Origin of the sequence: Aurantibrevibacter litoralis (assembly GCF_034651555.1) — a bacterium.
GTDB lineage: Bacteria > Bacteroidota > Bacteroidia > Flavobacteriales > Flavobacteriaceae > Aurantibrevibacter > Aurantibrevibacter litoralis.
Genome location: NZ_JAYEEQ010000011.1, coordinates 51,001 through 64,316 on the forward strand (window position 1 = coordinate 51,001; position 13,316 = coordinate 64,316).

Genomic DNA, 13,316 nt, shown 5'->3' on the forward strand with positions numbered 1-13,316 from the left:
AGTCCTAGGGCTAAGGGGCTCTAAAAATAAAAGCGCAGTACAAAGTTTGGGGTTATGCCTTGCGACAACTGTCGTATTTGGTTGAGTTCTGTATTTCCGGTATTTACATTAGGATCTAGTCTATAGAAAATGGAGATAGGTTCCTGTCTGGCGTAGATATTTTTAACGGCGATACCCAGTGCACCTCTAAAACCGGCTGAAGAACTTGTAAATTTATAAAGCACTGAGCCGTCTAAACGATGATAATCTGGCAAGCGTTCGCTATTAATAGAACCATAGGTAATAAAATTGGTGTTCGGGTTAAAATTGGTTACAGGGGTAAACGGACTACCCGTTCTATAATTCCATCCCAATGAAAATTGCCATATATCCGTTTCGTAGGTATTGGCAAGACTCAGGTTATGGGTAATGTCATTATTACCGGGAAAGGCACCGGTTTGCAAACTGGAAAAGGTATATGCTACATCATTAAAAGTGTAACCTACCCAAGTGGTGTACGCATTCCATTTTTTTCGTAGTAATACATCCACACCGGTAATGGTACTTTCCCCTGTTGTTAAATTGGTGGGCGTCGTCGTAAAACCATTAGTAAAGGAGGTTAATCCGGAAATATTCTTTTGGTAGGCATCCACATCCAATGTCCACCCTTGTGTATTCACTAATATTCCGGCAGAGTATTGATTACTTTGCAAAATAGGGATATCGGTACCATTAGATACCGTCCAAATATTATTTTCTAAACGCAATTGTATATCCTCAAATTCCACTAACTGACTTACGGGTTGATATCTTTTTTCAAAAGTTCCTTTGAATCGAATTTTAGGGGTAATAGGCAGTTCTAGATTAGCTCTGGGTTCTATAAAATTATCGTTGTTTACGACCGAATAGCGTGAGGCTCTGGCTCCTAAACTAAAGAAGCCCTTATTTTTAAAGCGATAGGTATATTCGGTGTAGATGGAGTGTGCGGTGTTTTCACCATTGCGAACGACATCAAAGTTTCGACTTTGAAAGTCATCGTCATCGTCAAGGTCATTACTATAAAAAAGTTGAAAAAAAACATCGAGTTTAGAATACTGATAGCCGATCTGTATTTGTTGTTGCGGTAAAAACGCATAAGCAAGGTGTATATCTGCGCCTATATCTTCAACCGTATTTCGGCGTAATGTTAACGCTTCTAATTCGTTATCTTCCGAGGTGTTATTTTCATAACGAGAATCTAGCGCTGAATAGTACCCTTTAAGACCGTAGAACCATTTTTTTTTGGTTGAACCTTCATAAGAGAAGCTCGCTCCTTTATTTTCGATGTTGAATACATCGGCCACAATATCTTCATCATCCCGAACGGAAAAATCCAATTCATTTTTGGTATATAATGCACTTACAGTAATACGATCTGTGGTTGTAGGTTGAATAATTATTTTTGCATTCGTATCATAAAAAAGGAAATCCTCACGACCAATAAGGTCATCATCGTCGTCGTCATCTAAAAATTGTCCCTCTGTGTTGGTAGCCAAGGTGGTATTTTGAAATACTTTTTCGGACAGTGCATCAAAAGTGGGTGTTTTTAATAAATCTACATACGAGCGTCTTCCTGAAACAATAATTCCAACATGTTCGCTTAACGGCGCTTTTACAAAGACGTCTGCATGAGTGCCATTCACCCCAAAACCGCCGCTCACTTTGTCCGCCACTTTGGCGCCACTAGAGATATCAATAACACCGGAAATACGGTCGCCGTATTTCGGACTGGCACCGCCTTTATATATTTTGGCACTTTCTACAATATACGGATTAAAAGCAGAAATCATTCCGAAAAAATGCCCTGTATTGTACATTTTTACACCGTCGAAAAAAATAAGATTTTGATCAGGGGAACCGCCCCGAATCTGAATTCCGGAAGCGGATTCGTCTAAACTGCTTATTCCCGGCGCAAATTGAATACTTTCTAATACATCTGGTTCTACTAAGCCGGGAAAAATACCCAAATCATCCTTGACTAGGGTAAAAGAACCATCGGCATTTTTATGAACCCCTGTGGTGAGATAGCCCAAAACAATAACTTCATCTAAGGTTTGAGTCTCCGGAATTAAAGGAATGTTTTCGCAATTCTTGTCGGTATGGTCCGCTACAGGCACAAGCATATCTTTAAAACCAATATACTGAATGCGAAGTACAGCATCTAGAGGCATATTTTCTATTTTAAAATAGCCCTCACTATTTGTAGTGGTTCCTTTAGCGCCATTTTCCAGAAGTACCGTTGCAGCTTCCAAAATTTCTCCGCTGCCGCCATCAATGACATAACCGCAAATGGAAGTTACGGTCATTTTTTTTCTTAGGATTACTTGCTGATCCGAAATACGTTCCAAAACTAAGTTGGTTTGTGCTTCGATGCGATTTAGGGCATCGGTAAGGGTAATATTAGTTTGCAAAATGGTTACCGAAAGATTTTTTACAACCTCCTCACTAAACGAAAATAGAATGCCGGTTTTAGACTCAATATCTTGTAATACCAAACGCAACGGACTTTGGTCATGATTTAGGGTAATGCGTTCTTGCGCATTTAGGCATACGAAGAAAAACAAACCCATGAGGCAACATAATTTTCTCATTCCTTGTCGTTATTTAGTTACCGTTAGGATCACTGTTTTTTTATCATCGCTCAGGGTATATGCTATACCCATGGGAACTAAGACAGCGGTTAGGGCAGTTTCTAAATCGGTATGTATAAAACCACCGGTAAAGTTTGAAGTTGTAGGAATGTTTCCGGCTTCAATTTTAATTCCGAACTGTATTTCTAACTCTTGTAATACAGAAAACAAAGGGGCGTTTCTAAAAATGCTTTGTCCTTTTAGCCAAGCAGGGGCTGTATCCACTATCGTATCCCGATTAAAGGATTCCTCCGTTTGTCTTAGCTCTTGTCCTTGGGTAAGGATAATTTTGTTTTCGGAATTGGCTTCTTCAAATTGCACTTTGCCCTCAAAACAGCTCACTTCAAAAACCGAAGGTCTGGTTTTAATATTAAACGTTGTGCCCAATACGCGTACAATACCCGATGCGGTGGCTACTTCAAACCCGTCGCCTTGGGTTACTTCAAAAAATCCTTCCCCATGTACGAGGTGAAGTTTTCTATCAGACAACCAAAAGAATCGCGATCGATTTAGGTGCGAATCGGCATTAAGGTGTACTGTAGAGCCATCGGGCAAAGCAACGGTTTGTTGTTCGCCGGCAGCAGTAGTATAGGTAACTTCGTTAAAAAACAAGCCTAAAGAGAGTAAGATAAGCACCGTGGCGGCTGCGGCATAGTACCAGGTTTTTAGAGGGATTACTCTTCCTTTTTTAGGGGTGTCTAATTGTGAAAGGAGTTTGGCTTTAAAGGCGTCTTTGTTAAAGGAAGGTTTTTGAAACCTGTCCGCACTTTGTACAATACGGAGGTAATCCGAAAAAGCCTCGGATGTTTCTAGGGCTTGCTGTTCTTCAGGCGTTAGTGTGCCCGACAGCCAGCGTGCCAGCAGAGTTTCGTCTTGTTCTTCAAGCATGGTACGTCCCTTTAGTAGAAAACAGTTGACACTCCAATATACCCATCCCCCAATTATATATTTTTAATTATTTTCCGAATTTTAAGTAACGCCTTTTGCATTTTTTTTTCTACAGCAGTTTGTGAAACGCCCGTCATTACAGCGATTTCAGAAAATGTTTTTTTATCAACTCTATTGAGCAGAAAAACTTCCCGCTGCCCTTCTGGTAGTTGGTTTATGGCATTTTGCAACTGCGTCATAAATTCATTTCCTTCCATTTGGAAGTGAGGGGTTTCATTATCTATGTGTTGTTGAGGCAGATTGGCATAAGCAAGCACTACTTTCTTGTGCGCCACTTCATTCAAGAATTTATTTTTGGCTACCGCATATAAAAATCCTTTCGCTTTTTCGTAAATCACCTTTTTACAGTTATCCCAAAGTTTCACAAAAGCATCTTGGGTAAGATCTTCAGCCTGGTATAAGTCGCCGCAACGGTAGTATAAAAAGTTGCGAAGCGCCTCTGCATGCTCATCAAAAAGCGCATTGAAATGCGTGCGGTTACAAACAGATTTTATTGGCTCTTTCATGAAGCGCAACAGACCTAACAATTAGGTAGTATTTAAGGCGGTTAGCAATTTTAGCCTAAAAATAGAAAATAAAAAAGCATCGAAGGGGGTTGGGTAAAAGAAATTTAGCATGTTCTAGATATATAACACATAAATTAGATATCCATGAAAACAAATTTTTTTAAATCCGTATTTGGTATTGCGCTAGGAAGCAGTTTGTTGTTTATTTCTTGTTCAACGGACAGTGAAGACGATATAAATCCGAATAATTCAGCATTAGCTAAAGTAAATTTAAAGGCAAAAGGAACCTATAATAGTGCCACAGGAAAAGGTATTGCGCTGAAAACAAACAATGCCAATTTGGAAATATCCGATTTTTTGGTAAACATTAAAGAGGTAGAATTAGAATTTGATGACGATGATCGTAATGGCAAAAATTTTTATGATTCTGATGATGAAATTGAACTAAAAGGACCCTTTGAGCTCGATTTGTTAGCGGGTGAAATTACTTTTGCTTTTGTAGACCTTCCGCAAGCACGGTATGAAGAATTGGAGTTCGATTTTGATAAAAGCCGAAATGCTTCTAGTGAACTATTCGGGAAAACTATTTTGATTCGGGGTGCTATTGAAGGCGTTCCTTTTGAATTTTGGCATGATTTTGAAGAGGATGTAGAGATCGATTTTGAAGACGACAACAATGATATTATTATCACCGAAAATAATAATGATATCACCATCAATTTTAATATCACCGGAATATTGAATGGGGTAGATTTCAGCACTGCAAGAGATGGAAACAATGATGGCATTATAGAAATAAACCCCAGAGATAATGATGGTAACCGCTTGCTTGCTAATCAGATCAAGAATCGTATTAAAGACTATATCGATCTTTTGGACGATTAGTTTTACGAACCAAAAGTTCCTAAGAAGAAGTAGATGTCCCCTCTGAATAATCTGGTTTGAGGACACAGAGGGGTACTCCTATAAATCGAAATATACCAAAGAATGGGAGGTTGTGCATGCGATGAGGTATTGCACTACAGGAACAATTCTCAATCCTTTGTGCAAAACCGATTTCTAAATCATCTTACAAGCTGAGCAATGTTAGAAATTAGCGCATTCGTTTTGGGTTTTTAATGATCGCCGTACACAAAGATGCTTTAGGCATGGGTTAATTTTCTTGGTGCAACCTAAGGCTTTAGCTCAAACTAACATATGCCGCTACCATGCTGCGTATAATCTCTTCGGGGAAACATCACAAAATAAAAAAAAGCAACATTGGGGGTTGGGTAAAACACGCTAATACCTGTCTTAAGGATGTAAAGCACAATTTAAAGAAGGGCTTTTTTAAAGGTTTAAAAATCATACAAAACTGTAATTATATGAAGAATCAAAAAAAATTTCGACAATTAAGCGCACTGTTTTGGCTCATGGGTTTCCTCATTGCCTTGGGTTCATGCAGCACAGATTCAGATTCCTTAGACGATGAAATGGGCGAAAACGTTAATGGTACGGGTTCTTTGGGGGATAACGCTGCCATTTTCTTATTTATTGATGAAGACAGCATAGACAATGGCAACGAACCCAATAATTTTTCGGAGACAGATGTAAACGACAATTTGGCCACAGTAGGGCAACGAAGGCAACTTCGTTTTTTTGAACAAAACGTAGGCCAAACCATAGATTTATTTACCGGTCAAGTGGGTGATGAAGGATGGCATGCACCGAAGACGATCCCGAATACTTGGATAAACACTGGGCCCACAAATAATGGCCTTTTGAACTATCTTGTTCCCGGTCCGGGACTCGGTGGAGGTGAAGACGATAAAGAAGCGCTTTTGGATGACATTAGAAATGTAATCCCCCTGAGAGCAACGGCACTAACTATGTTAACAGGAGAAACAGTCTACGCTGTAGTTTATGATAGTGATATTAGCACTAATTATAGCCCCATACAAGCCAATCTGCAAGGTGCTAATTTAGGAATTGTTGCCTTTAAAGTGGTTTCCGTTTCCAGACGAAACAATGGCTCCGATTCCGATTTGCCCCGTGTTACAATTACCATTTTGGATGCCCAAAGTATAGATCAAGAAGCGCTATATCTTTTTCAAAACGCCCCCGAACCTAGGTCTTCTTCTGAGCCGGAAGATACCAATCCGCCCGCAAACGTACCCCAAATTCAGCTTACAAAAGCAAACTAGGGCATGTAGGTTTTTTGCTATCGGCTTTTATCTAAAGATTCCCCGACCCTTGGGTCGGGGTTTCCTATTTATCGCTCCTTTGGAGAGGTCGGAACTGTCTTTTTGCAGTTCCGGGTGAGGTGAAATACAAAATTTCGGTTTTTGGCCCAAAGGCCAAAATGAAACTGGCGAAATACCCTATGGCTTACCTCGGGGATAGTCAGTTTCAAGAAATTTTTTATTGATAATGCCATGCGTTTTTATACTGCATGGCATTATTTTATGCAGCTAAAAGTACAGTAGCACAACCTATTGCGCACATTTTACACACAATCGGCTTTCGGGTCGTATCAAACTACCCCTACCGGAATTGGACTTTTGTATTTTAAGCAAATTTCAAATTAGGGACTATCTTGCTTGGAAAGAACCGTTTTAAGGTTGTTCAGTTTCCCTTCTGATTGTCGAAGAGTCATTTCCAGAACACCTTTGTTGTTTATAGTATCCATTCGGGAAACCCTGCCAATAGCTATATCTTGCTCCTCTGTTCTGGCTAATTCCGTGAGCTATTTCTTTTTTATTTCCTTTTGCTCCATCTTTCAAAACTACCTATTTTGGAGTGATTTTAGCTGATCGTTGTTGATAGATCGTTGTTGGTTGGTGGAAGCTTCTAAGGTGTAGAATTTATAGGAAATCTTTCAAACCTGAAACCCAGAAATTTTCCATTTTCGAAATCCAACGGTTTACTCGATAATCGAGATTTAAATGCTACCACGCTTGCGTCGAAATTTAATGTAAAGGTTCTTTTCAATACCTCGTGGGCTTGCTCCTAGGTAGTTTACTTCAAAAAATTCCGATACCATTTTCCGGAAGATTTTATAATTCTTTTTTGGGAGGGAAAATCCACATAAACAAGTCCAAATCTGGGATTGTATCCTTCTGCCCATTCAAAATTATCGGTAAAGGTCCACACAAAATACCCGTCTATGCGCAGCCCTTTTTGTTTGGCTCGGTACACTTGCCTAAGATGTTCTTGAATATAGCTTTTACGGTCGGTATCCTTTACCTCATCGTTTTGAAGGATATCTGGGAAAGCGGCACCATTTTCAGTAATAATTAGTTTCGGAATTTTAGTATAGGCATTAAAATGCTTAATTATTTTATAAATACTGGGAGGGTGTACTTCCCAGTCCATTAAGGTGGTTTTCACCTTTCGCTCTGATGCTTTTATGATTTTAGCCTGTACATAAGGCACAAAATAACTGTGTTTTACTACTTCCCTTGTGTAATTCTGTATTCCAATAAAATCAAAATCGAATGCCGCATCATCCAAATCTCCGGGGATTATATATTTTTCAATTCGGTGTAGAATAGGAAGGGTTTTTAGAGGATAACCCATCCCTAAGGCGGGTTCAATGAACAAGCGATTCAACAATGCTTCTACTTTTTTGGCGGCTATTTTATCCTTATGTTTTTTGCTATAAGGACTTATTTGAGAACATGAGAAAGTGGTGCCTATAAAAGCATTAGAAACCAGTTTGCGCAAGATTTTTCCGCCCAATGCTTGGCATAGAACGGCGTGGTGTACTGCGGGAATAAAATTTTTTAACCCTTTACGGCCAGGGGCATGTATTCCTAGAAAATAGCCCGCTCCTGTAAAAACCATAGGTTCGTTTAAGACCATCCAATGTGTTACCCGATCGCCAAATTGGGTAGCACATAAGGTGGCATAGGCTTCAAACCATAACCTAATGTCGCGGTTGGTCCAACCTCCTTTGTCTTCCAAGGCCTGCGGAAGATCCCAGTGATATAGGGTTACCCACGGCGTAATGCCGCACTCTAAGCAAAAATCGATTACCTTATTATAGAAGGCAATTCCTTCTTCGCTCGGCGTACCAATTCCTTCTGGAATTAATCGGGACCACGACAGAGAGAACCGAAAATGAGGAATGTTCATGGATTTCATGAGCAAAATATCCTCCCTATACCGGTGGTAAAAATCGCAGGCCACCTCCCCATGCTGGTCTTTAAAAATGGTGCCCTTTTTAGATACAAACGTATCCCAAATGGAAGGCCCTTTGTCTGCTGCGTTGTAACCGCCTTCAATTTGGTAGGCTGCTGTAGAAACACCCCAAACAAAATCGGCCCCGAAATCGTCTTTGCGCAACTTAAATTTTGAACTCATATTGTGGCCCTCCATGCTACTCAAAGGGCTTGCAGTGCTACGGTTTCCTCGATTACCTGATCAATAATACGTTCCGTAATATCAGGATAATCCACAGGGATTACCGTTGTACTTTCTACCCATTGGATGAGGTCATTTAGATGCTTCTTTTTTAAGGATTTCATAACAGGAACACCCATTTCCCGCAAGGCTGCGGTATTGCATTGTTGTTCGTACTGTCCTTTCATAGGAATTACCATCACCTTTTTGTTCATAAAAAGGGCCTCTGCAGGGGTTTCAAATCCGGCACCGCATAAAATTCCGCTACTCCCGGCCATACTATTTACAAAGGCTTCATTGGTAATGGGTTGTATAGATATATTTTTTTCAAAAAAAGACTTTTTATTGTGCTTGGAAAAAACTTCCCAGCGTACATTTTTAACCTTAGAGAGCATCTGTAGTATTTTTTCGTCACTATAAGAGGGGAGGTATACCGTATAGTAATCGCCTGTAGTACAGACGCTATTTCGAATATCTTGCCTCACAACCGGGGTAAATATGTGGGTATGATACTGTTTAAAGTGAAACCCATATTGACGGGTAGTAGGGGCATAATTCTTTAGGATAAACTGCCCTAAAAGATCACTTTCTTTAGGTTTTGGGGCATAAGGAGATAGTACGGCAGCTTGGTGACTTAAACCAACACAAGGCTTGTGCTGCAACTTGCAAGCCCAAGCCGAAACCGGTTCAAAATCATTCAGTATAAGATCGTAGTCGTGAATAGGAAGGCTTTTTATTTCCTTTTGGAGCTGTAAGGTATTCGCTTTTACATAGGTACGCCACATGTTTACGCCTCCTTTTTTTCCAAACATAAAACTAAGTCCTTTTAGCTGATATTTTATGGGATAGGGCAGTTGAACGTCTGCTTGTGTACCACTTACCAAAAGGTCTAGCGAAATGTTCTTTTTCTGCAATAATGGGATAATGTCCCGGGCGCGGCTAAGGTGGCCGTTGCCCGTTCCTTGAATGGCATACAATATTTTCATTCGTAAATGTGCGTTATAAACTGGAAATTTAGGATTCCGTATACGGTTTTCCTTGTATGATACCTCCCATTTGGAATTCCTTTACCAAATTTTGAAAAAGAATACTGGTTTCTAAAACATCTTCTTTTTCCGGAGATTCTTCCATAGTATTTTTTGTTACAAGGTCGTCTGCATATTGGTACAAATGCCAATGACCACTATAATATTCCAACGCGGTAAGGTTCTCTACCCAATCGCCCGAATTTAGGTACACTACCGTCCCTTCTAGCCTAGAAATTGTTTTTATTTCTGGTTGATGAATGTGGCCGCATACCACAAAATCATAGTTGTTTTGGATGGCGATATCGGCAGCCACATGTTCAAAATTATGAATAAATTTGATGGCCGATTTTACGCCATTCTTTATTTTTTTTGACATGGAAATAGGCTCTTTTCCCATTTTAATACTGAAAAAGTTTATCACCCTGTTCAAAACAATCAGGAAATCGTACCCTACAGCACCCAGTTTGGCGATCCATTTAGAATGCTTCATGGTAACATCAAATACATCACCATGAAAAAACCATGCTTTTTGTCCCTTTACATTGAGGACTACCTTATTTACAATACTGAAAGAACCCATTTTAAAACCCACAAATTTCCGCAGCATTTCATCATGATTTCCCGTAACATAATACACCCGAACACCATTAGACACCCATTCCATGATGAGCTTAATAACTTTCATGTGCGATTTGGGCCAATACCGTTTGCTAAATTGCCAGACATCAATAATATCTCCGTTTAGGATGACTTTTTTTGGCTCTATTGATTTCAGATATTTGATAAGTTCTTTGGCGTGACAGCCATACGTTCCCAAGTGAACATCGGAAATCACGACAATATCAACCGGTCTTTTTTTCATACTGCATGAGCGTATAAGTTGGTTTGAAATCGTTTACACAATAAGGGCGAAAAGACCCTGCCTAAAAGGCCTAATAAGGGATAAAGGATTACTGTATACCGTAATATCGGAATCATTTTCATTCAATAGAAAATTGAAGTATACAAAGATTATAATTTATAATTTTCATAGGTGTAAGGAAAGCTTTAACCTTAAGTTAATCTATTGTTATTAAATTAGTTGAAATGCCGTGTTTGTCGATAAAAAACAGTTGAATCCGTTGGCATACTACATAAATGTTTTAAAAAGAAAGAATAAGGACATATATACGTTTGTTACGATTAAAAACAATCGGTTATATTTGAAAGAGAGAGAAAATGAAATAGGAAAAAAAAGGAGTAAGTTGTTAGTGTTTCTTAAACGTTTCGTAACCATCAAATAAACATATTTTGATTATTTGTAATCAAAATAGCCCTAATATTGCTTTTAATAATTACTATTTGTAAACAAAAGATAGTTTTGACCATCTCAAAGAAAGATATTCGCTTTTTGCTCTATGGCTCCTTTGTCTCCTTTGGAACCTATTTTTGTATGTATGCTTTTCGTAAGCCCTTTGCGGTGGGTACGTTTGAAAATCTTACTGTTTTTGGGGTAGATTATAAAATTATGCTAATTATAGCACAGGTACTGGGCTATATGCTTTCCAAATTTATTGGTATTAAATGGATATCCGAATTAAAACATCACCGCAGATTAAGGAATCTATTATCAATGATTTTTGTCGCAGAAATCAGTTTAGTGCTCTTCGGTCTAGTAGCGATACCGTATAATTTTATGTTCCTGTTTGTCAATGGGCTTTCTTTAGGGATGATTTGGGGTATTGTTTTTTCATATGTTGAGGGGCGTAAGTTTACAGAAATTTTAAGCATCGCTTTATGTTCCAGTTTTATACTTTCCAGTGGCGCAGTAAAATCGGTTGGGTTAGTGGTGATGGAGTATCTCAGTATCTCAGAGTTTTGGATGCCTGCCGCTACGGGGGCTATCTTTTTAGTGCCATTTACAGTTTTTGCCTGGCTTTTGGAAAAAATGCCGGTACCAACCGCTGAAGATAAAATATTAAGAAAGGAACGAAAGCCAATGACAGGAGTAGAACGAAAGAAAGTGTTTTTAACCTTTATGTTCCCCATCCTGATTCTAGTGTTCTTTTATATGGGACTTACGGCAATGCGCGATTTTAGAGATAATTTTTCAAGAGAAATTTGGGATGCGGTGGGCTTTGAGGGAAATGCCTCCGTGTACACCCTCTCCGAAGTTCCGATAGCTATTTTGGTGCTTTGTTTGGTAGGTTCTATGGGGTTTATAAAGAATAACCAGAAAGCATTTATTTCGTATCATTATTTGCTTATCCTTGGTGCCATTCTTATTGGTTTGGGCACATTGCTATATCAAGCACAGCTTATTTCCCCGATGTTGTGGATGGTGGTGGTAGGGTTTGGTCTTTATGTCTGTTACGTTCCTTTTAATGGTATCTTTTTTGACCGTATGATTGCCACTTTTCGGATTAGTGGCAATGCGGGATACCTTATTTATATCGCCGATGCCTTCGGTTATTTGGCTAGTGTAGCGGTATTGCTTTACAAAAATTTTGGGCAAGGAAGTTTGTCTTGGCTACACTTTTTTATCCTTGGCACCTATGTAATTTCGATTTTCGGATGTGGAATAGCAATCATGTCCCTTATTTATTTTAAGAGAAAATATAAGAAAGAGCAAGCTGTTTTGGAACCAACTATGCTCACCATGAAACCATGAAAGATACGTACGATTTAATTGTTGTTGGAGGGGGTGTTTTAGGCACATTTCATGCATATCATGCCGTTAAAAAAGGACTAAAGGTGGCTTTATTCGAAAAAAACAAACAACCCCAAGGGGCTACCGTTCGCAATTTTGGGCAGGTTGTTCCTTCAGGCATGAACGCCAAATGGCAAACCTATGGCCGGGAAAGTTTAAGGATTTATAAGGAAATTCAAGCCCAATTCGATATTTCAGTACGTCAAGAAGGTTCTGTGTACATTGCTTCTAATCAGGAGGAAGTTCAATTGCTCGAAGAATTGGCGTTAATAAATAAAGCCAATGAATATCCTTCCCATTTACTGACAAAGTCCGAATGTTTAAAGCAATATTCGGGATTAAAAAGAGAGTATGTAAAAATGGGCTTGTTTTTTCCTGAGGAAGTAATGGTAGAACCTAGAATAATGATCACTAAGGTTCATGGGTATTTAAGGCATTTAGGTGTAGCTATATTTATGGACACTGCGATATTAGAATGCCATGCTCTAGTAAATGATGTGGTAGTGCACACCGCTAAAAATCAATCGTTTTCGGCTAAAAAAGTGCTTATTTGCAATGGCAGTGAATTTAAAACCTTATTTCCTAAGCTTTTTAATGAAAGTGATCTGGTGGTTTCTAAATTGCAAATGATGCAAACGGCACCTCAAAAAAATTATATGTTGAAAGGATCCGTTTTAACAGGGCTCTCTATCCGCAGGTATGAGGCCTTTCAAGAATGCCCTTCTTTTGCTTCCATAAAGCAAAATGAACCGCAGCACAGTTTTGTAAAACAATGGGGGATTCACATTTTATTTAAGCAAGCCGTAGATGGTTCGGTAATTATAGGAGATTCTCATGAGTATGCTGCAGTAAAAAATAGTGATACGCTGGGTTTTGACCTTCATATGGAGGTGGATGACTTTATTTTAGAAGAAGCAAAAAGAATCGTAGAATTGCCTAATTATACTATAAAAAAAAGGTGGTTTGGAATGTATTCCCAATGCGAAAACTCAGACCTATACCAACATACCATAGACAGTAATATACATATTATTACAGGTATAGGCGGTAAAGGTATGACGGGAAGTGCCGGATTTTCGAAACACAATATACAATCAATTTTTAATTTTTAAGC

Annotated in this window: 10 protein-coding genes; 4 read left to right on the plus strand and 6 right to left on the minus strand. The window is 39.0% G+C overall.

Annotation, left to right across the window (positions count from 1 at the left end):
• Positions 1-20 precede the first annotated feature (20 nt).
• From U1E44_RS10470 to U1E44_RS10480, 3 genes are read right to left on the minus strand one after another with little or no spacing between them, the layout of a single operon-like run.
• The gene (locus U1E44_RS10470) at positions 21-2,609 is read right to left on the minus strand and encodes a TonB-dependent receptor (protein ID WP_322931032.1); all 2,589 of its coding nucleotides are present in this window, start codon (positions 2,607-2,609) and stop codon (positions 21-23) included.
• Positions 2,610-2,618: 9 nt separating this feature from the next.
• The gene (locus U1E44_RS10475; protein WP_322931033.1) at positions 2,619-3,536 is read right to left on the minus strand and encodes a FecR family protein; all 918 of its coding nucleotides are present in this window, start codon (positions 3,534-3,536) and stop codon (positions 2,619-2,621) included.
• 53 nt (positions 3,537-3,589) lie between these two features.
• Positions 3,590-4,102, minus strand: coding sequence for an RNA polymerase sigma factor (locus U1E44_RS10480; RefSeq protein WP_322931034.1), 513 nt, complete (start codon positions 4,100-4,102; stop codon positions 3,590-3,592).
• 144 nt (positions 4,103-4,246) lie between these two features.
• On the opposite strand from U1E44_RS10480, the gene U1E44_RS10485 reads away from it, so the two are divergent.
• Both U1E44_RS10485 and U1E44_RS10490 read left to right on the plus strand, forming a co-directional pair.
• Entirely contained in the window at positions 4,247-4,987 is a 741-nt protein-coding gene (locus U1E44_RS10485) for a hypothetical protein (protein WP_322931035.1), read from the plus strand.
• A gap of 479 nt (positions 4,988-5,466) precedes the next feature.
• Complete coding sequence (locus U1E44_RS10490; RefSeq protein WP_322931036.1) at positions 5,467-6,285, plus strand: hypothetical protein; 819 nt, start codon at positions 5,467-5,469, stop codon at positions 6,283-6,285.
• Positions 6,286-7,099: 814 nt separating this feature from the next.
• On the opposite strand, the gene U1E44_RS10495 is transcribed toward U1E44_RS10490, so the two are convergent.
• The 3 genes from U1E44_RS10495 to U1E44_RS10505 are packed head-to-tail and all read right to left on the minus strand — an operon-like array spanning position 7,100 to position 10,375.
• Entirely contained in the window at positions 7,100-8,446 is a 1,347-nt protein-coding gene (locus tag U1E44_RS10495) for a GH1 family beta-glucosidase (RefSeq protein ID WP_322931037.1), read from the minus strand.
• Positions 8,447-8,466: 20 nt separating this feature from the next.
• Positions 8,467-9,471, minus strand: a complete 1,005-nt coding sequence (locus U1E44_RS10500) for a glycosyltransferase family protein (RefSeq protein ID WP_322931038.1) — start codon at positions 9,469-9,471, stop codon at positions 8,467-8,469.
• A 28-nt stretch (positions 9,472-9,499) separates the two neighbouring features.
• Positions 9,500-10,375, minus strand: coding sequence for a UDP-2,3-diacylglucosamine diphosphatase (locus tag U1E44_RS10505; RefSeq protein ID WP_322931039.1), 876 nt, complete (start codon positions 10,373-10,375; stop codon positions 9,500-9,502).
• A gap of 498 nt (positions 10,376-10,873) precedes the next feature.
• Between U1E44_RS10505 and U1E44_RS10510 the strand changes: the two genes are divergently transcribed.
• Both U1E44_RS10510 and U1E44_RS10515 read left to right on the plus strand, forming a co-directional pair.
• Positions 10,874-12,163: a DUF5690 family protein gene (locus U1E44_RS10510; protein WP_322931040.1), complete on the plus strand. Its 1,290-nt coding sequence runs from the start codon at positions 10,874-10,876 to the stop codon at positions 12,161-12,163.
• Positions 12,160-13,314, plus strand: coding sequence for a TIGR03364 family FAD-dependent oxidoreductase (locus tag U1E44_RS10515; protein WP_322931041.1), 1,155 nt, complete (start codon positions 12,160-12,162; stop codon positions 13,312-13,314). Before U1E44_RS10510 ends, U1E44_RS10515 begins: the two co-directional genes overlap by 4 nt.
• Positions 13,315-13,316: the final 2 nt, after the last annotated feature.